Here is a 17733-nt window from a genome sequence, read left to right as displayed (position 1 = left end):
ATGGGTCCTCGGTGTTACGCACAGGAAAAGAGCACTGCGCACGAGCGTTGACACGCCCAGTGCGGGACCTTACCGTCGATCGCACATACGGTCTTGAGTTCTTATATACGAACTCTCATTAGCCAGGCTCGGCCGTGTCGACAGCCGGCCCGCCGACGTCTCGTCCATCGACGACAAGGGACAGGTTCATGAAGGTTGGCTTTATCGGGCTCGGTGCCATGGGCACCGGGATGGCGCTCAATCTCCGCAAGGCGGGTTACGACCTCGTCGTCCACGATCTCCGACGCTCGGGAGCCGAGCCGCTGGAGGAGGCGGGCGCGACATGGGCTGAAACGGTCGCCGAGGTGGGACAAGCCGCGGACGTGGTCTTCACTTCCCTGCCGGGGCCGAAGGAGATGGAGGAGGTCGGTCTGGGCGCACACGGGCTGCTGAGCACCATGCGCCCCGGCACCGCCTGGTTCGACCTGACCACCAACTCCCCCACTGTGGTGCGAGAAGCACACGCCGTCTGCCGTGAGAAGGGTGTCGATCTGTTCGACGCTCCCGTCAGCGGCGGTCCGAAGGGCGCGCGGTCGGGCAAGCTCGCGATCTACGTCGGCGGTGACCGCGACGCCTACGACCGCCACGGCAAGGTGCTCCAGGCCATCGGGGACCAGGTCATGTACGTCGGCGAGATCGGCGCCGGCAACACCGCCAAGCTGGTCCACAACTGCGCCAGCCTCACCATCCGAACGGCGATCGCCGAGGTGTTCACGCTGGGGGTGAAGGCCGGAGTCGAGCCCACGGCCCTCTGGCACGCCATGCGGCAGGGGGCGATCGGCCGATCCAGGACCTTCGACCGCGTCGGCGACCGCTATCTGCAGTCCGCCTACGACCCGCCGTCCTTCGCCCTGGTCCTCGCGGACAAGGACTTCCGGCTCGCCCTGGAGCTGGCGGAACAGCTCGACGTCCCGATGAAGTGCGCCGAAGCGGCCTACGAGGACGTCAAGGACGCGCTGGCGCGCGGCTGGGGCCATCGCGACTCGCAGTCGCCCATGCACCTGCAGAACGAGCGAGCCGGAGTGACCGTCGAGCTCACCGCCGAAGAGGTCCGGGAAACCCTCGAGCGCGGCTGAGGGACCTCAGGCATCCCCCATCCATTCCCGTCCGCACAAGGAGATCAGTCTTGGACACCAGCCAGAGTGGTCGGCGCATCCTGAGTGAGCTCATGGGGCCCGACTACGTGGAGAAGAAGGACAAGAACCGCAACGCCTTCAACGAGGCCATCCAGCAGTACTCGGAAGAAGTCTGCTTCGGCAGGATCTGGGCCCGGGACGGCATCGACCGCAAGCAGCGCAGCATCATCAACATCGCCATGCTGACGGCGCTCAACCGCCCTGCGCAGCTCGGCCACCACATCGAGGGCGCTCTGAACAACGGCTGCACCGTCGACGAACTCAAGGAAATCCTGCTCCAGACGGCCGTCTACTGCGGCCTGCCCGCCGCCGGCGAGGCCTTCCGGGTCGCAGAAGAGGTACTGCGCACCCGCGGGCTCCTCGACTGACGCTCACTCAGAGCATGCGCGGCGCACCGCCGCACCCTGTCGACGGACCGGTTTCCCTCCGGCTGTCGGCCCTTCTGACGCCGCGACGAAGCCGCGTCGACAACAGGGAGATGCAATGACGCACTCACAGGAACAGACGATCCCACCACTCGGAGCCCCCGGCCCGACGGCCGATGCGGCGAATCATCCGGGGATGAAACGGGTCGCGACGGCCAGCTTCATCGGCACCGTGATCGAGTTCTACGACTTCGGCATCTACGGCACGGCGGCCGCGCTGGTCTTCCCGCACGTGTTCTTCCCGGCGCTGGGCGAGGCCGCGGGCACCGTCGCCTCCTTCGCGACCTACGGCGTCGCCTTCGTGGCCCGCCCGTTCGGCAGCCTCCTGTTCGGGCACTTCGGCGACCGCCTGGGACGCAAGAAGTCCCTGATCGCCACCATGATGCTGATGGGACTCGCCACCATCCTCGTCGGCTGTATGCCCACCGCCAACCAGATCGGCGTGGCCGCCCCCATCCTGATCGTGGTACTGCGCGTCCTGCAGGGACTGGCCGCGGGCGGCGAGTTCGCCGGCGCCGTCCTCTTCTCCTCCGAGCACGCCCCCAAGGGCAAACGCGGTCTCTGGGCGTCGTTCGCCAACTTCGGCGGAGGCGGCGCCATCACGCTCGCCAACGGCACCTTCTTCCTGACCGCGCTGTTCATGAGCACCGACACGTTCACCAGCTGGGGCTGGCGGATCCCCTTCCTCGCCAGTTTCCTGCTCGTCGTCGTCGGCCTCTGGATCCGGCTGCGGATCGGCGAGACCCCGGTGTTCAAGAACAACGCCGCACGGTCCGGCACCTCCCGGATCCCGTTCCTCGATGCTTTCAAGCTCCAGCCGCTGCAGATACTGCTCGCCGCAGGCACGGTGATGGTCGGCTTCGCCCTCACCTACATCGGCGGAACCTACCTGGTCAGCTACGGCACGACGGTCCTCGCACTGCCACGGACCTTCGTGCTCGCCATGGCCATGGTGGGCGGCCTGACGATCTCCGCCGGTGTGGTGGTCGGCGCGGTCCTCTCCGACCGCATCGGACGGCGCTGGGTCATCGTCGGCGCGGCCTCCGTGGCCGTCGTATGGGCTCTGGCCCTGTTCCCCATCCTCGACCAGGGCTCCCGCGCGGTCTTCGCCATCGGGGTCCCCGTGACGATGTTCATCTCCGGAGTCGCCACCGGACCGCAGGGCGCGTTCCTCTCCGAGCTCTTCCACACCCGTTACCGCTACACCGCGGCAGGCCTCAGCTACAGCCTGGCAGGGATGGTCGGTGGGGCCGTTCCTCCCTTGATCGCGGCTTCCGTCATCGATTCCTTCGGAGGCTTCGCCTTCGGCTGCATCCTGGCCGGCTTCTGTCTCGTCAGCCTGATCTGCGTGCTCGTCGTCGGCGAGACCCGGCAGCTCGACCTCGAACGAGCCACGGCGGAAGCCGCGGTCTGAGCCGACCACGAAGGGACGGCGGCAGGGCGATGCGGGTGCGGGACGCCGAGAATCATCCTTCATCCCGCAGGCTGGTGCTCCTGCGTCACGGAGAGAGCGTCTGGAACGCACGGGACCTCTTCGCCGGCTGGGTCGACGTCCCGCTGTCCGAGCGGGGGCGGGACGAGGCTCGCCGGAGCGGGGAGCTGATGGCACGGGCCGGGCTGCTGCCGGACGTGGTGCACACCTCGCTGCTGCGCCGCGCGATCACCACCGCCGACCTCGCGCTGGACGCCGCCGACCGGCACTGGATCGGCGTCCACCGCAGTTGGCGTCTCAACGAGCGCCACTACGGGGCCCTGCAGGGCAGGAACAGGCAACAAGTCGGCGACGAGTTCGGTGCGGAACAACTCCTTCGGTGGCGAAGGTCGTACGAAGTCCCACCGCCGCCCGCCGGGCAGGGCGATCCCCTGAGCCGGCACACCGACGTCCGCTACCGCGGGCTGGGCGTTCCTGTTCCGCCGGCAGAGTCCCTCGAAGACGTCCTTGTCCGGCTGCTGCCGTACTGGGAATCGGCCATCGTCCCCGACCTGCGTGCGAACAGAACCGTCCTCGTCGTGGCGCACGGAAACACCCTGCGGGCCCTCGTCAAACTCATCGACGGTCTCTCCGACGACGCCATCACCAGGCTGCACATCCCGACCGGTGTCCCGCTGCGCTTCGACCTCGACGATGCGCTCCGTCCCGTCGTCCCCGGCGGTTTTCACCTTTCGTCCCCCTAGAAAACAGGAGATGACCTGCGATGTCGGCAACGCCGATCTCGGCACGTCCACCCTTCGTGCTCCTCCACGGCGGCCGTCACGGCGGCTGGTGCTGGAAGCACGTGGCCGCCGCGCTACGACAGGAAGGCCATGTGGTGTACACGCCCACGCTGACGGGCCTCGGTGAGCGGGCCCATCTGCTCAGTCCGGGCATCGGCCTGGACACCCACGTCCAGGACCTCGTCGCGACATTCGAGTTCGAGGACATCGAGGACGCCGTCCTCGTGGCCCACAGTTACGGCGGCATGGTCGCCTCCGGCGCGATGGAACGGATCGCGGACCGGGTGCGCAGCATCGTCTACCTGGACGCCCACCTCCCCCGCACCGGAGAGTCGCACGGCGACATGGTCGGCCCCGCCCGCGCCGCCGGACACGTCGCGATGGCGGAGAACGGCGGCGAAGGCTGGTACATCCCGCCCTCGGACGCCTCCTGGTACGGCGTCACCGATCCGGAGGACTCCGCCTGGATCAACAGCCGCACCACGGCACAGCCGTTGAAGACGTATCAGGACCCGGTGGGAAACACCGACCGTGCCTGGAGCCACCCCGGCATGTTCATCGAATGCGTGCCTACCACTCTGGAACCGCATGCCTTGGAGAGGGTGCAGAAGCGGCATGCCGATGACCCCGGGTTCCGGTACCGCGTCCTCCACGCGACGCACGACGCCATGGTCACGGCGCCCCAAGCGGTGACGGAGCTGCTCCTCGAGGCAGTGGACATCGCCTGACCGCCTCCACGTGAGGGCCTGTGCATCTGCGCCGCAACGGTCGCAACGAGAGAAAGAGGATCGATGAGGTTCGCACATGATTTCGGCCGGGGTGTCGCCCGCCGCGGGCGCCACCGCACGATCATCGCCGCCGGCGTGGCCGGGGTGCTGCTGATCGCCGGCGGCGTCACCGGCGCCGCCGCCGAGGGCTCTGAGCCGGCCCACGCGGGCGGATCCGCAAACGAGACGAAGACGATCAGCGCCCACTTGTTCGCCAAGGTCGCGCCGCTCGACCCGCCCGGCCCGCTCGGCCACATCACCGCGCTGGAAGGGCCGGCGTTCGGTCCGGACGGCAAGCTGTACATGGTCCACTCGACCGCACCGGCCGGCCGGCCCAGTGTCATCGCGCTCGACGTCCGCACCCGCGAGATCAAGGGCATTCACCAGGCCTCGGCCAGCATGTACACCTCGCTGCAGTTCAGCCCTGCCGACGGCAAGATCTACCTCACCGACCTCAACGGCAGGATCGACCGGATGAACCCCGACGGCACCGGATTCACCACCGTCGTGTCGGGTGACGTACTCGGGCGGCGGCTGGCGGCCGACGACATCGCCTTCGACCGGGACGGTGCCCTGTTCGTCACCGACTTCCAGGGCACCCCCTGGAAACCGACCGGCCGGGTGATCCGGTTCGATCCGGACGGCACGCACCCCACCCTCGTGATGGACGGCCTGGCCGGGGCGAACGGCATCTCCTTCGATCCGACGTACTCGGCCCTGTGGGTCAGCGAGTTCCGCGCCGGACGCACCGACTACCTGCCCCTGTCCGCCGACCACGCCGGCGTGGTCGACCCGAGCGTCGGCATGTACGGCAACGAAGGCGTGGGCGGCTTCGACTCCAACGCCGTCGACGCCGACGGCAACATCTACCAGTGCGCCTTCGGCGACGGGAAGATCTACGTCTACAGCCCCCACGGCGCGCTGCTGACGACCATCGTCGTGCCGCAGACGATGCCGGCTCCCGAACTGCTCACCACCAACCTCGTCATCAAACCCGGTACCCACGACGGCTACCTGGTGGTCGGCGGCGACAACGGAGGCTTCGTCTACACCTTCCGCGCACTCGGCCTCGGAGACGCCCAGTCCAACGGCGGAGGCGCCGGCGCCTAGCCGGTACCGAAACCCGGAGCAGGAGGACGTACACGCATCATGACCCGATCGACGACCCTCACCCTTGCCGAGTACGCGGCCTCCACCTCGGTGGAGCGGATTCCCGAGGAAGTACGCGAACGCGCGAAGCAGGTGATCCTGGACGAGATGGCCAGTGCCCACTTCGGCAGAGCGCAGCCCGCCGGCACACTCGCGGCACAGTACGTCGCCGGGATGGCAGGCCCTCCGGAAGCCCGGGTGCTGGGCACCGGCCTTCGCGCTTCGGCGCCGCTCGCCGCTCTTGCGAACGGAACCGCGGGACACGCGGACGAAATCGACGGCGCGCATGTCGTCGGTGGTCACCCGGGCGCCACCCTGGTCCACGCGGCGGTGGCCATGGCCGAGCGGCAGAGCGCGACCGGCGGGGAACTCCTCAACGCCGTGGTTCTCGGCTACGACATCGGCGTCCGGCTCATCGAGGCGTGCGGCGGCCTGTTCGGCGTCAAGGAACGTCATCACCTCAACTCCGACTTCCTGCACGCCGTCGCCGCTTCGGTGGCGAGCAGCCGGCTGATGGGGCTGGCCCCCGAGCGGTACTGCCACGCCATGGCACTGGCCACGTTCCAGGCGAACGGGCTCTGCGCCCTGTTCCAGGAGAAACGGCACATCAGCAAGGCGTTCTGCAACGGTCAGTACGCGATGGCCGGTGTCAGTGCGGCACTGATGGCGGCCACCGGATTCGAGGGGTGCGACGACGTCCTGGGTGACCCGCACGGCCTGTTCGACGCCTGGGGAGCGGACGGCGCCGCGGAAGCCACAACTCGCGCCCTCGGCACGGATTTCGCGGTGATGGGGGCGAACTTCAAGTTCCTGCGGGCCGGTTATCCGATCCATGCTCCCGTCGAGGCGGCTCTGACCCTCGTCGCACGTCACGCCATCGACACCGAGACGATCTCCGCGGTGGAGGTGGGAATGCCGGCCCGTGCCCTGCGCGTCGTGGACGACCGGCGCATGCGCAACATCTGTGTACAGGACATGCTCGCGGTCGCTCTGCTGTGTGGAGGGCTCCCGCTGAGCGAGTCCCGCTTCCCCGCCATGCTCGACGACCCCGATTTCGCCCCGTTGCGGGCCCGCATCCGAGTGCTCGTGAACCCCCTTCTGGAAGCCCAGGCCCCCAACGGCCGGGGCGCCGTCGTCACCATCACGACCCGGGACGGCCGGAAAGTCTCCGAACAAGTCGACCACCCGCGCGGCCACAGCGCGCGGGGAGGTGTGACGTGGGACGAACTCGCCGCCAAATGGCGGGATGCGGCTCCGGAGCAGGACGTGGGCTCATGGATCGTCGGCGCCCGCAAGCTCGACGACCTCGAGCACGTCGGACGGCTCTCGAGCTTGTTCACCAAGCAGCCGTAGTCCTCGTCCGCGGCTGTCGAACCTGTGTGCCTCGGAAGAACGACTCCGAGGCACACAGGCCTGGGCGTCAGCGGGTGCCGAACGTGTCCAGCCGGATGACCTCCGGGTCGGGGCCGCTGCGCAGCCCGGTGTCGAGGGCGTCGATGGCGGCCACCTCGTCGGGCGTGAGGGTGAAGCCGAAGACGTCGAAGTTCTCCGCGATGCGGTGCGCCTTGACGGACTTCGGGATCGCGCAGGTCCCGTGCTCGATGTGCCAGCGCAGGACGACCTGGGCCGCGGTCTTCCCGTACTTGTCCGCCAGCGCGGTCACGACGGGCTCTTCCAGGGCGCTGCGTCCGCCGTTGGCGGCGTGCTCCCAGTACCGGGTGATCCCGCCGATCGGCGACCATGCCTGGGTGGCGATCCCGAACCGGGCGTGGACCTCGCGCAGTTCACGCTGGATGAAGTAGGGGTGCAGCTCGACCTGGTTGACCGCCGGGACGACGTCGGTCCGCTCCATGAGCGTGCGCAGGAGGCCCGGGGTGTGGTTGGAGACGCCGATCGCCCGTACCCGGCCGTCGGCCAGGAGCTTCTCGGCGGCCTTGTAGGCGGCGAACCAGGGCTCGGGCTCCAGCGGCACCGGCTGGTGCAGCAGATACAGGTCGAGGTGGTCCAGGCCGAGCTTCTCCAGGCTCGTGTCGAAGGCCCGCAGCGCGGAGTCGTAGCCGTAGTCGCTCAGCCACAGCTTGGTCGTCACGAAGATCTCGTCGCGGTCCACCCCGGAGCGCTTGATGCCCTCCCCGACCTGCTGCTCGTTGCGGTACGCGGCGGCGGTGTCGATCAGGCGGTAGCCGTCCCGCAGGGCGGTCTCGACCGCGGCGGCGGTCTCCTCCGGAGGGCTCTGGTAGACGCCGAGCCCCAAGGCGGGCATCTCGACACCGTTGTTCAGCTTGAGGAGGGGGGTGTTGCCGGTCATGGCGCTTCCTTGATGGGTGGGGACGGGACGGTGAGTGAGGATCAGGGCTGGGCGAGGACCTTCAAGGCCTCACGGCCGGCCGTCGCGCGGTGGGCGGCCGGTACGTCGTCCAGGTCGACGGTGCGGTCGAAGACACGGCCCGGCTCGATCCGGTCTTCCGACTGAACGGGACTTGGCCGTACCGCGGGGCTCCGACCCGGCTGATGGTGCCGCCCGCGCCGACCGCGCCGATCGACATCGACCCGGACGTCTCGGGCGCCGTACATCAGAGTTGCTCGCACTCGTCGATCGACCTGCGGATGTGCTCGGGGCGGCCGTTCGGCAAGGCGACGGGGCCCACGTCGGCCACGTTCTCGCGTACGCGTGTCACGTGCCAGACCGTGGTGTGCCGGAGAACCAGGTTCCGGGGTATGACAGGGCCCCCCACACGCCTACCGGCCGGTTACCGGCGACCGCACACTCGGAGCATGACACGTGAGCAGCCCATGAGCGGGGGAACCGAGCTGGGGCGTTTCCTGCGCGCCCGCCGGGCCGGGATCTCCCCCGCCGAGGCCGGCCTCACGGTCGCCTCCGGGCTGCGCCGCACGCCCGGGCTGCGCCGTGCGGAACTGGCCACCCTGGCCGGGATCAGCAACGACTACTACACCCGCCTCGAACGCGGCAGTGAAACCCGGCCCAGCCCGTCCGTCGTGGACTCCCTGGCCCGCGCCCTGCGCCTGGAGGAAGACGAACACGAGCACCTGCGCAGCCTGGCCGCGCTTGCCGCCCGAACCGCGCCGGAACCCCCGACGGTGCCCAGCCGGACCGTACGGCCGGGCGTCAAGCTGGTGCTGGAGAGTCTGCGGCCGAACCCCGCACACGTGGTCAGCCGCACCAACGACCTGCTCGCGGCCAACCCCGGCGGACTGAGACTGCTCGCCGGGATCGAGGAGTGGCCGGTCAGGCAGCGCAACATCGCCCGGTACGTCTTTCTCCACCCGGCCGCACGCACCCTCTTCCACGACCGGGCCACGCAGGTCCGCGGCTGTGTCGCCCGGCTGCGCGCGCTGGCCGGCACCGACCCCGACGCCCCGGACCTGACACGGCTCGCCGGTGAGCTTCTGCTGAAGAGCCCCGAGTTCGCCAAGCTGTGGGAGCGCTACGACATCAAGGGCCACACCCACGGCCGCAAGACCTTCCACCACCCCGAGGTCGGCGACCTCACCCTCGGCTACCAGACCATGGAGCTGGAAGGCACTCCCGGCCATCGTCTCATCACGTACTACGCCCAGCCGGGCACGGCCGACCACGACGCTCTCGTTCTCCTGGACATGCTCGGGTCCCAGTCGGCGCCCCGCGAACCGTCCTCGAACGAGGACGAAGCCACGTCGCCCTCCCCCTGAACCGGGCTCCGCCAGGGTTCTGTTCAGGACCGCATGCGCCTTTCCTGGTCGGCCTTCGTACCGGGACGCTCGGCGGACTGCGGCGCGGTCAGGTCGAGCAGGAGCATGGCGTCGTGGTCCGGGGTCCCCGGTTCGGCGGTGTAGACGCCGAGACGCTGGCCCGGGGTGTCTTCGATGTGCATGCTCTGGCCGCTGAGGGTGAGGTCGCCGACCTGCGGGTGGTGAAAGGTCTTCTGGGCCTTCTTGCGCCCGACCACGTCGTAGCGCTCCCACAGCTTGGCGAACTCCGGGCTCTTCAAAAGGAGTTCACCCACGAGGCTGGTCAGGTCAGGGGCGTCCGGATCGATGCCCGCCTGGGCGCGGAGCCTGGCCACGCAGCCGCGGACCTGGTACTCCCAGTCGTCCTGGAAGAGGGTGCGTGCGGCCGGGTGGAGGAAGAGATAGCGGGCCAGATTGCGCTGTTTGACCGGCCAGTCGTCCAGACCCGCGTACAGGGCGAGGCCTCCGGAGTTCCACGCGAGGAGATCCATGCTGCGGCTGATGATGTACGCGGGGCTCGGCCGCAGCGTCTCCAGGACCAGCTTCAGATGCGGGCGCACGGTCCGGCTGGGCGGCGGCGGTGGCTCGGGGGCGTAGCGGGCGGCCCGGGTGGCGAGCTCGCGCAGGTGCTGGTGCTCGGCCTCGTCGAGTTGCAGAGCGCGGGCGAGGGCATCGAGCACGGAGGGGCTGGGGCGGGTCTCCTTGCCACGTTCCAGGCGGACGTAGTAGTCGATGCTCATACCGGCGAGCGTCGCCAGCTCCTCGCGGCGCAGGCCGGGGGTACGGCGCAGGCCGGTGCCCACGGTGAGACCGACCTGCTCAGGGCTGGTCTGGGTGCGGCGCGCGTACAGGAACCTGCCCAGCTCCATGTCGCCGCTCCTGCCAGTGCTCTGCTCGGATGCCATATCGCCAGTGTCACACCGCGCTGACCTGCGTGGCAGGCGCGTGGGAGGCCCTGTCATACCCCCGAACACCGCTCCCTGGCACGGCCCGGCCTGCCACTGCGCCCGAAAAGGCGCGAGGCTCGATACCTGTCAGCACCCCAGCCTTCCAGCACAGGAGACCGTCCCGTGTCCGTGTCCGCCTCATCCACCTCCCCAGATACAGGAACGGCCGGACTGCCGCCGCACAGCAGGTCGGGGGGACGTATGGCGCTGGCCGCCGTACTGCTCGGCTTCTTCACCATCATGGTCGACGCGATGATCGTCAACGTCGCCCTGCCCTCGATCGGACGCGGCTTCGACAGCGGGATGACCGGGCTCCAGTGGGTGGTCGACGGGTACACCCTCGCCTTCGCCGCGTTCCTGCTGTCCGCCGGCGCGATCAGCGACCGCATCGGGGCCCGCCAGGCGTTCGCCGTCGGCCTGGGCCTGTTCGTCCTGGCGTCCGCGGTGTGCGGGGCAGCGCCGAACCTGGGCGTCCTGGTGGCGGCGCGGCTGGTCCAGGGAGCCGGGGCCGCCATGGTCGTTCCCGCCTCGCTCGCACTGCTGCGGGAGACCTTTCCCGACCCGGCGGAGCGTGCGAAGGCGATCGCTCTGTGGGGCGTGAGCGGCTCGGTGGGTGCGGCTGCCGGGCCCGTGGCCGGAGGCCTCCTCACGGTGATCGACTGGCGGATGATCTTCTTCGTCAACCTGCCCGTCGGCGCGGTGGCCCTGCTGCTCCTGAGGCGCGCCCCGTCCTCCCCGCGGCAGGAGGTGCCGTTCGACTGGACCGGGCAGGTCGCCGCCGTCGCCGCCATGGGCGCGCTGACGTACGCGGTCATCGAGGCCGGTGCGGAGGGGTTCGGCACCACGCGGGTCCTGGTCGCCTTCGCCGTGGCGGTCGTGGCGGCCGTCGCCTACCTGGTCGCGCAGGCCCGTGGCCGGCATCCGATGACACCGCTGCCGCTGTTGCGCTCCCGCACGATGTCGCTCTCTGCGGCCGTCGGGTTCGCCCTGAACGTCGGCTTCTACGGCATGATCTTCCTGCTGGGGCTGTACCTCCAGCAGGTGCACGGGCTGAGCGCGCTGGCCACCGGTGTGGGATTCCTGCCGATGACCGTGCTCACCTCCTTCATGGGCCCCGTCGCCGCCCGCCTCGCGACGCGGTTCGGTGCGCGCATACCGGTGATCATCGGTCAGTGCCTCATGGCGGCGGGCCTGCTCGCGATGGTGACGGTGCCCGCGGGCGGGCCCGTGTGGCTGTCCGTGGTGCTGATGGTGCCCGTCGGCGCCGGCGGTGCGATGGCCGTGACCGCGCTGGTGTCCCTGCTGCTGGAGAGCGTGCCCGCCGAGCGGGCCGGCGTCGCCAGTGGTGTGCTCAACGCGGCCCGTCAGCTCGGCGGCGCCCTGGCCGTCGCCGTCTTCGGTGCGCTGGTCGCCGACCGGGCCCGGTTCGTCTCCGGGCTGCACACCAGCCTCCTGATCGCCGCGGCGGTGGTGGCGGTCAGCGTCGTGGCCACCGTCCTCCTCCGGCCCGCCCGGCGCGCGTCGTGAAGGGAAACACCGTGAACCACGCCTCTTCGGCCGGAGCTTCGACCGCAGACTGACCGGCCATCTGTCCCACCCCGCTCCACAACACAAGGAACATCCCATGCAGACCGTCACTCTCAACAACGGCGTCACGATGCCGATCCTCGGCTTCGGCGTCTTCCAGATCGCGCCGGACCAGACCGAGCAGGCCGTCACCCACGCCCTCGCCGCCGGCTACCGGTCCCTCGACACGGCCGCCGCCTACGGCAACGAGGAGGCAGTCGGCCGCGCCATCAAGAAGAGCGGCATCCCGCGCGCGGAACTGTTCGTCACCACCAAGCTGTGGGTGCAGGACACCGGCGAGGAGAACACCGCGCGCGCCTTCGAGACCTCGCTGAACAAGCTCGGCCTGGACTACCTCGACCTGTACCTGATCCACCAGCCCTACGGCGACGTCCACGGCTCCTGGCGGGCCATGGAGAAGCTGCACCGCGAAGGCCGCGTGAGGGCGATCGGTGTCTCCAACTTCTACCCCGACCGGCTCGTCGACCTCATCGACCGCAACGAGATCACGCCCGCGGTCAACCAGATCGAGACCCACCCGTTCCACCAGCGCACCGCCGACCAGGAGCTCATGCGCGAGCGCGGCGTGCAGATCGAGTCGTGGGGCGGCTTCGCCGAGGGCAAGAACAACCTCTTCACGGACCCGGTGCTCAGCGGCATCGCCGAGCAGCACGGAAGGTCCGTCGCGCAGGTCGTGCTTCGCTGGCTGGTCCAGCGCGAGGTCGTCGCCATCCCCAAGTCGGTCCGCGCCGACCGGATGAAGGAGAACATCGACGTCTTCGGCTTCGAGCTCACCGACGACCAGATGGCGGCCATCGCCACCCTGGACACCGGCAGCTCGCTGTTCTTCGACCACCGCGACCCGGCCGCGGTCAGCCGAATCGGCAACGTCCGCATTCACGACTGACCCGGAAGGCGCGACAGCGCTTCACCGGAGCTTCCTGACGTGGGTACCCCGCACCATGCGGCCCTTGGCGCCCACGCCGGAGGAAAGGGTCGGCGCGACCGGCAGCATCGGACTGCTCGCAGCGCAGGCCGCGCAGAGGCGTGGCCTGCGCCCGTGCGCACTCGTACGCGACGTACGGCGAGCCGAGCGGGCGGCTCACTCCCGGTACGGGCTGCGTTCTCAAGCGTCGAAGACGGCGTGCCACGCATCGCTGCCCACTGCCCCGCTCGCCTCACGAGACACACTCGATACCCGACGCGAGTCTTGACAATATCCAGCTCGACCCTCATAGCCTATTCGAAAATCCGGTCCAGCGTTCGCATATACGTACACGATGTGACGGAGGCGTTGACATGGCCAACGGTCGAGTGGTCGCGTGGCGAGCGTTCATGATCACGATGTGCTTATTGAGCGTCCCGACCGTCCCCGCGGCGGCCGGGACACCCGGTCCGGCGGCTCCCGCGCACACGCAGACACCCTGGCCCGGCGGCAGATGGGAGCCAGGGCCCGTGGAATACGGGGTCGCCGTGGACGACCATGTCCCGGTCCGGATGGACGACGGCGTCGAACTGAACTCGACGATCGCCTATCCGGCCGATCCCACGACCGGGCAGCGAGCGCCGGGAGAGTTCCCGGTGATCGTGCAGTTCACGCCGTACACGGATGAGGCGAACACCTATCTGCCCGGAGCGCCGGCGGGGTTCGTGCAGCACGGCTACATCGCGGTCACCGTGCGGCCTCGCGGTACCGGAACGTCGGGCGGCCAGTACGACAGCCAGGGCCCGCGTGATCGTCAGGACGGTGTCGAGATCGTCAACTGGGCCGCGCACCTGGACGGTTCGAACGGCAAGGTCGGCCTCGAGGGCTGTTCCGGCCCGGGGGTCCTGGCGATCAACACCGCCGCCGCGGTGGGCCCGAAGTCGCCGCTCGAAGCGGTCGTCTCGGCGTGCTCCGGGGTCGGAGAGGCCTTCCCGCACGGCGTGTTCCTCAACGGCGGGGTGGCCACGAAGAACGCCGCCGCGCTGCCGGGCATCGGCGATCTGATCGGACCGACCGTAACCGCCTACTACCAGCGCCTCTACTCGGACGTCCTGTCGGGCGGCGATCCGGCTTACGCGCGGTCGTACTGGAACGAACGCGGCACCGTCGAGGACACGCGGGCGATCGTCAGGAACAACATCCCCACGCTGCTGTGGTCCGGCTGGAACGACGTGGAGGACGAGGGCTCGCTCATGACCTACGCGGGCCTGCAGAACGCCGCGGCCGGCCGGCCCGTGGGTGGGCCGATGGGCTTCGACCAGCACGTCAGTGGTCGATACCAGGTCATCGTCAACAACGGCAGTCACACGATGGGGCTCGACCCCACCATCTGGCTGGAATGGTTCGACACCTTCCTCAAGGGCGAGAACACCGGAATCGACCGGACGACGACGCCGATGCACCTGTACGAGGTGGGTTCGGCTCGCTGGATCAACGCGAGCACCTACCCGATGGTGGACAGGTACCGGGCGTTGTACCTGGGCACGGACGGGACCCTCTCCACGCACCCCCGGTCCGCCGCGGCCGCGTCGCAGTCCCTGGCCTGGGAACAGCCAAGCCTGCCGGACGGCACGCTCACCTACAACTCGGCACCGGCGCCCGACGGCGCCACCCTCTCCGGACCGATCGCCCTGACCGTGTACGCGAAGTCGAGCAACGCCAACCTCGAGTTGATCGCCTCCTTGTACGATGTAGCCCCGGGCGGGACGGCGACGCTCATCAGCAACGGTGCGCTCGTCGGCAGCCAGCGGGGTCTTGACCGGCGAAAGTCGTGGCAGGACAAGCACGGGCTCGCCGTCCGTCCCTATCAGACCGCAGTCGCGGACGACTACTTGCGACCGGACCGGACCTATCGGCTGGATGTCGCTCTGCGTCCACGACAGTGGTCGATCGCACCCGACCACGCGCTGCGCCTGATGCTGACGACGCAGGCCCCCTCGGCTTCGTGTGCGACCCTCATCCCACTCTCCACGGATCCGTGCTTCAACACGAAGCCGCAGCTGCAGAGCCTGCCGGGCGGCGTCTACTCGATCCTGAGCGATCGCCGGCATCCGTCGACGGTCGATCTGCCGTTGCTTCCCCATGAGTACTACGCCACGGCACGAAGTGACGTCACAGCCACCAGCAACGGTTACAGCGTTCCCCTGTACTGGGGGCCCAACGGCTGACGCTCAGTGGCACAGGCGCATCGCCCGCACGCAGCTGCGAGGGGCCGCCAACAGGCCCGCGTGAAAGCGGTGGTGGGGCTGCTCTTCCCGGGAACAGCAGCCCCGCCCACGGGGATGTGCCGGGGACCTTCGGACGTCGGGTCAGGAGCGGTGCAGTGCCGTGGCCAGGAGGTAGTGGGCGTAGTCGACCGCCGTGTGCAGGGTGACGTCGACGGCCTCACCGTTGTTGCCGGTTGGGGTCACGGAAGCCGAACGGCTGACGGAGGATCCAGTTGAAGCGCCCACTGAAGGTGGCCCAGTTGTTCTCGTCGCTGACCAACCCCTGCGCCGTGCCGTGCTCCACGGGCCATGTCACCTCGGTTGCTGGCTTGTTGCGCGGCTCCAGGTCGGAGCAGTTCTCGCCGAACGGAGTCGTGTCCCGCCAGCCGACGAGGTACAGGCCTGAGCGGCGCAGGTTCAGGCGCATACAGGTCGTCGCGCTGCCCCAGGCGTGGATGTCCATCTGGACGTACGCCTCGGGGCGCTCCCGGTCGGTGGTGGCAGCGGTGTGGCTGACCTGGTAGGCGCTGCCTGCACCCGCCACGACGGAACTGCGGCCGTCATTGACACGGGCCCGCAGCGCGTTGCTGAAGTCGACGTCCTTGGAGCCGTGGTCCTGACCGATGTGAAAGGTGGGGTTGCCGTCCTCGGCGAGCGCGGGCCGCGCCAGTCCGATCGGGTCCAGCAGGGCGGCCGCTGGTCCTGTTCAGGTTGGGAGGTACGGGCAGTAAGAGTGGCCGGACCCCGCCGCTTCGGTGATCATGTCGTCGAGGCGGTCGCGCGCGCCCTGCAACTCGGACATCTGCCGGTCGATACGGTCGCGCCCATCCTCAAGGAGTATCGCCATGCCCACGACGCTGTCCGTCACCGACCGCAACCGTGAGATCGTCCGCAAGATCTACGAGGCCGCCGACCGTGGGACTCTCGACGAACTCGGCGCTTACTTCTCCGACGACTACGTCATGACGCAGCCCACTGGTTCCCCGATGCCCGGGCAGTGGAGTGGGGCTGAGGCCGACGCCGCGATGGCCAAGCTGTTCGAGAGCTGCGGTTTCTGCAAGATCACCGTTCGGGAGGTCCTCGTAGAGGGCCCCCACCGCGTCATGGGCCTGGTCGACGTCGAGGGCGTAGCCAAGGACGGATCGCCGTGGGAAATGCCGGCCGCCGAACTGTTCCGGATCGAGGACGGCAAGGTCACTGACGTCCGTCCCTTCTACTGGGACCTCGTCGAACTTCGGCGGGCAGCCGGGATCGAGTGAGCTCCGTCCCACCAGTACCTCCTTGCCGCGGTGACGCGAGGTACGGCCATGGGGGCCATCGCTACAGCCGTTGGCGCTGAGCCCTTGAGATGAACCGTTTATAAGAGTGACCAGTCGGCACTTGGGTTGCTGATTGCGGTGTCGGTAGTCAGGGCCCGCCGGCGCGTGCCGGCGGGCCCGGTGGCTCCCTCATGCCACAGGACCCGACAGCCGGCAGAAGCCTGGGCTCTCGCGCCCAGGCTTCTGCCGGCTGCTTCCGATCGGACGGGTGCAGGGGGCGAAGGCAACCGCGCCCCCTTCCGACACCCAGGTGCTCCCAGCGCGCGGGAGGCACCGCGGGCCGGCGCCCAGGCGAGGAAGACGCAGAGGGTTCTCAGCCGAGGCGGTACCCGCCGACGGCGCTGACCGTCTGCGGGTCGCGGTGGTCGAAGACGATGCTTGCGCCGGTGTCCATGGCGGCGATGCGGTCCATCTCGTCGGCGGTCAGCTCGAAGTCGAAGACCGCGAGGTTCTCGGCCATGCGCTCCGGTCGCGAGGACTTGGGGATCACCACGACACCGCGCTGGGTCAGCCAGCGCAGTACTACCTGGGCCACGGACTTGCCGTGCGCCTCACCGATGGCGCTCAGCGTCGGGTCGCCGAAGATGTTGTTGCGGCCTTCGGCCAGCGGGCCCCACGACTCGATCTGCACGCCGCGCTCGGCCATGAGGGCCTGGTCGGCGGCGCGCTGGAAGTAGGGGTGGGTCTCGATCTGGTTGACCGCGGGGGTGATCTCGTTGTGGTCGATCAGGTCGACCAGGCGGTCGGAGTAGAAGTTCGACACGCCGATCGCCTTGATCAGGCCCTGATGGTGCAGGTCCTGCATGGCGCGCCAGGAGCTGTAGTAGTCACCGAAGGGCTGGTGGATCAGGTACAGGTCCAGGTAGTCCAGTCCGAGCAGGCGCAGGGACGTGTCGAAGGCCGCCTTGGCGCCCTCTTCGCCCTTTTCGTTGACCCACATCTTGGTGGTGATGAACAGCTCGTCACGGGCGATGCCGCTGTTCTTGACGGCCTTGCCGACGGCCTCTTCGTTGCCGTAGGCGGCGGCGGTGTCGAGGTGGCGGTAGCCGGCGGCCAGGGCGTCGGTGACGACCCGCTCGGTCTCCTCGGCGGGGACCTGGAAGACGCCGAAGCCGAGGATCGGCATCTGGACGCCGTTGTTCAGCGTGACATGGGGGATCTTGGACATGGTGAACCTTTCGAGGTGGTGCTGAAGGGCGCGAGGGGGCGCACCGGCACGTGGGGGAACGGCGGTTCGCCGCCCGTGCTCG

The 17733-nt window shown here is 69.0% G+C and carries 17 protein-coding genes and 1 pseudogene; 12 read left to right on the top strand and 6 right to left on the bottom strand.

Annotation, left to right across the window (positions count from 1 at the left end; all coding sequences use genetic code 11):
* Positions 1-188 precede the first annotated feature (188 nt).
* The 7 genes from AB0472_RS20185 (at position 189) to AB0472_RS20155 (ending at position 7083) form a co-directional block, all read left to right on the top strand.
* Positions 189-1115 carry an NAD(P)-dependent oxidoreductase gene (locus tag AB0472_RS20185; protein ID WP_366357827.1) on the top strand — a complete coding sequence of 309 codons (927 nt, stop codon included), beginning with the start codon at positions 189-191 and terminating at the stop codon, positions 1113-1115.
* A 50-nt stretch (positions 1116-1165) separates the two neighbouring features.
* A complete protein-coding gene (locus tag AB0472_RS20180) occupies positions 1166-1543 on the top strand; it encodes a carboxymuconolactone decarboxylase family protein (RefSeq protein ID WP_366357826.1) in 378 nt (125 codons plus the stop codon).
* A gap of 193 nt (positions 1544-1736) precedes the next feature.
* A complete protein-coding gene (locus AB0472_RS20175) occupies positions 1737-3014 on the top strand; it encodes an MFS transporter (RefSeq protein ID WP_366357825.1) in 1278 nt (425 codons plus the stop codon).
* Positions 3015-3043: 29 nt separating this feature from the next.
* Complete coding sequence (locus tag AB0472_RS20170) at positions 3044-3775, top strand: 2,3-bisphosphoglycerate-dependent phosphoglycerate mutase (RefSeq protein WP_366357824.1); 732 nt, start codon at positions 3044-3046, stop codon at positions 3773-3775.
* Positions 3776-3795: 20 nt separating this feature from the next.
* Entirely contained in the window at positions 3796-4542 is a 747-nt protein-coding gene (locus AB0472_RS20165; RefSeq protein WP_366357823.1) for an alpha/beta fold hydrolase, read from the top strand.
* A gap of 63 nt (positions 4543-4605) precedes the next feature.
* Positions 4606-5691, top strand: coding sequence for an SMP-30/gluconolactonase/LRE family protein (locus AB0472_RS20160; protein WP_366357822.1), 1086 nt, complete (start codon positions 4606-4608; stop codon positions 5689-5691).
* 39 nt (positions 5692-5730) lie between these two features.
* Complete coding sequence (locus AB0472_RS20155) at positions 5731-7083, top strand: MmgE/PrpD family protein (protein ID WP_366357821.1); 1353 nt, start codon at positions 5731-5733, stop codon at positions 7081-7083.
* Between the two features lie 67 nt (positions 7084-7150).
* Here AB0472_RS20155 and AB0472_RS20150 read toward each other — a convergent pair whose 3' ends face one another.
* Both AB0472_RS20150 and AB0472_RS20145 read right to left on the bottom strand, forming a co-directional pair.
* Positions 7151-8038, bottom strand: coding sequence for an aldo/keto reductase (locus tag AB0472_RS20150; protein ID WP_366357820.1), 888 nt, complete (start codon positions 8036-8038; stop codon positions 7151-7153).
* A gap of 41 nt (positions 8039-8079) precedes the next feature.
* Positions 8080-8252 (bottom strand): annotated as a pseudogene (locus AB0472_RS20145) (IMP dehydrogenase); the annotation flags it as partial.
* Positions 8253-8505: 253 nt separating this feature from the next.
* Here AB0472_RS20145 and AB0472_RS20140 point away from each other — a divergent pair.
* Positions 8506-9420 carry a helix-turn-helix transcriptional regulator gene (locus AB0472_RS20140; RefSeq protein ID WP_366357819.1) on the top strand — a complete coding sequence of 305 codons (915 nt, stop codon included), beginning with the start codon at positions 8506-8508 and terminating at the stop codon, positions 9418-9420.
* Between the two features lie 23 nt (positions 9421-9443).
* Here AB0472_RS20140 and AB0472_RS20135 read toward each other — a convergent pair whose 3' ends face one another.
* Positions 9444-10364: a helix-turn-helix transcriptional regulator gene (locus AB0472_RS20135; protein WP_366357818.1), complete on the bottom strand. Its 921-nt coding sequence runs from the start codon at positions 10362-10364 to the stop codon at positions 9444-9446.
* A 243-nt stretch (positions 10365-10607) separates the two neighbouring features.
* Here AB0472_RS20135 and AB0472_RS20130 point away from each other — a divergent pair, with 243 nt between their 5' ends.
* From AB0472_RS20130 to AB0472_RS20120, 3 genes are all read left to right on the top strand, one after another.
* Positions 10608-11933: an MFS transporter gene (locus AB0472_RS20130; protein WP_366357817.1), complete on the top strand. Its 1326-nt coding sequence runs from the start codon at positions 10608-10610 to the stop codon at positions 11931-11933.
* A gap of 97 nt (positions 11934-12030) precedes the next feature.
* Positions 12031-12879, top strand: coding sequence for an aldo/keto reductase (locus AB0472_RS20125; protein ID WP_366357816.1), 849 nt, complete (start codon positions 12031-12033; stop codon positions 12877-12879).
* 392 nt (positions 12880-13271) lie between these two features.
* Positions 13272-15125, top strand: a complete 1854-nt coding sequence (locus tag AB0472_RS20120; RefSeq protein WP_366357815.1) for a CocE/NonD family hydrolase — start codon at positions 13272-13274, stop codon at positions 15123-15125.
* 217 nt (positions 15126-15342) lie between these two features.
* Here AB0472_RS20120 and AB0472_RS20115 read toward each other — a convergent pair whose 3' ends face one another.
* A complete protein-coding gene (locus AB0472_RS20115; RefSeq protein ID WP_366357814.1) occupies positions 15343-15708 on the bottom strand; it encodes a hypothetical protein in 366 nt (121 codons plus the stop codon).
* 162 nt (positions 15709-15870) lie between these two features.
* Positions 15871-16011, bottom strand: a complete 141-nt coding sequence (locus tag AB0472_RS20110; RefSeq protein WP_366357813.1) for a hypothetical protein — start codon at positions 16009-16011, stop codon at positions 15871-15873.
* On the opposite strand from AB0472_RS20110, the gene AB0472_RS20105 reads away from it, so the two are divergent.
* Positions 16010-16423, top strand: a complete 414-nt coding sequence (locus tag AB0472_RS20105) for a nuclear transport factor 2 family protein (RefSeq protein ID WP_366357812.1) — start codon at positions 16010-16012, stop codon at positions 16421-16423. The genes AB0472_RS20110 and AB0472_RS20105 overlap by 2 nt on opposite strands.
* Before the next feature lie 373 nt (positions 16424-16796).
* Here the strand turns inward: AB0472_RS20105 and AB0472_RS20100 are convergent, their stop codons facing one another.
* Complete coding sequence (locus AB0472_RS20100) at positions 16797-17642, bottom strand: aldo/keto reductase (protein ID WP_366357899.1); 846 nt, start codon at positions 17640-17642, stop codon at positions 16797-16799.
* Positions 17643-17733 lie beyond the last annotated feature (91 nt).

Source organism: Streptomyces sp. NPDC086777 (genome assembly GCF_040702065.1).
Classification (GTDB): Bacteria; Actinomycetota; Actinomycetes; order Streptomycetales; family Streptomycetaceae; genus Streptomyces.
This window is presented reverse-complemented; position numbering and strand designations above follow the sequence as displayed.

What these genes read in the sequence shown, in the direction of transcription:
- AB0472_RS20110 (WP_366357813.1), bottom strand. Translation starts at nt 16,011, where the DNA reads ATGGCGATACTCCTTGAGGATGGGCGCGACCGTATCGACCGGCAGATG.
- AB0472_RS20150 (WP_366357820.1), bottom strand. Translation starts at nt 8,038, where the DNA reads ATGACCGGCAACACCCCCCTCCTCAAGCTGAACAACGGTGTCGAGATG.
- AB0472_RS20160 (WP_366357822.1), top strand. Translation starts at nt 4,606, where the DNA reads ATGAGGTTCGCACATGATTTCGGCCGGGGTGTCGCCCGCCGCGGGCGC.
- AB0472_RS20135 (WP_366357818.1), bottom strand. Translation starts at nt 10,364, where the DNA reads ATGGCATCCGAGCAGAGCACTGGCAGGAGCGGCGACATGGAGCTGGGC.
- AB0472_RS20185 (WP_366357827.1), top strand. Translation starts at nt 189, where the DNA reads ATGAAGGTTGGCTTTATCGGGCTCGGTGCCATGGGCACCGGGATGGCG.
- AB0472_RS20175 (WP_366357825.1), top strand. Translation starts at nt 1,737, where the DNA reads ATGAAACGGGTCGCGACGGCCAGCTTCATCGGCACCGTGATCGAGTTC.
- AB0472_RS20125 (WP_366357816.1), top strand. Translation starts at nt 12,031, where the DNA reads ATGCAGACCGTCACTCTCAACAACGGCGTCACGATGCCGATCCTCGGC.
- AB0472_RS20140 (WP_366357819.1), top strand. Translation starts at nt 8,506, where the DNA reads ATGACACGTGAGCAGCCCATGAGCGGGGGAACCGAGCTGGGGCGTTTC.
- AB0472_RS20105 (WP_366357812.1), top strand. Translation starts at nt 16,010, where the DNA reads ATGCCCACGACGCTGTCCGTCACCGACCGCAACCGTGAGATCGTCCGC.
- AB0472_RS20155 (WP_366357821.1), top strand. Translation starts at nt 5,731, where the DNA reads ATGACCCGATCGACGACCCTCACCCTTGCCGAGTACGCGGCCTCCACC.
- AB0472_RS20170 (WP_366357824.1), top strand. Translation starts at nt 3,044, where the DNA reads ATGCGGGTGCGGGACGCCGAGAATCATCCTTCATCCCGCAGGCTGGTG.
- AB0472_RS20165 (WP_366357823.1), top strand. Translation starts at nt 3,796, where the DNA reads ATGTCGGCAACGCCGATCTCGGCACGTCCACCCTTCGTGCTCCTCCAC.
- AB0472_RS20130 (WP_366357817.1), top strand. Translation starts at nt 10,608, where the DNA reads ATGGCGCTGGCCGCCGTACTGCTCGGCTTCTTCACCATCATGGTCGAC.
- AB0472_RS20120 (WP_366357815.1), top strand. Translation starts at nt 13,272, where the DNA reads ATGGCCAACGGTCGAGTGGTCGCGTGGCGAGCGTTCATGATCACGATG.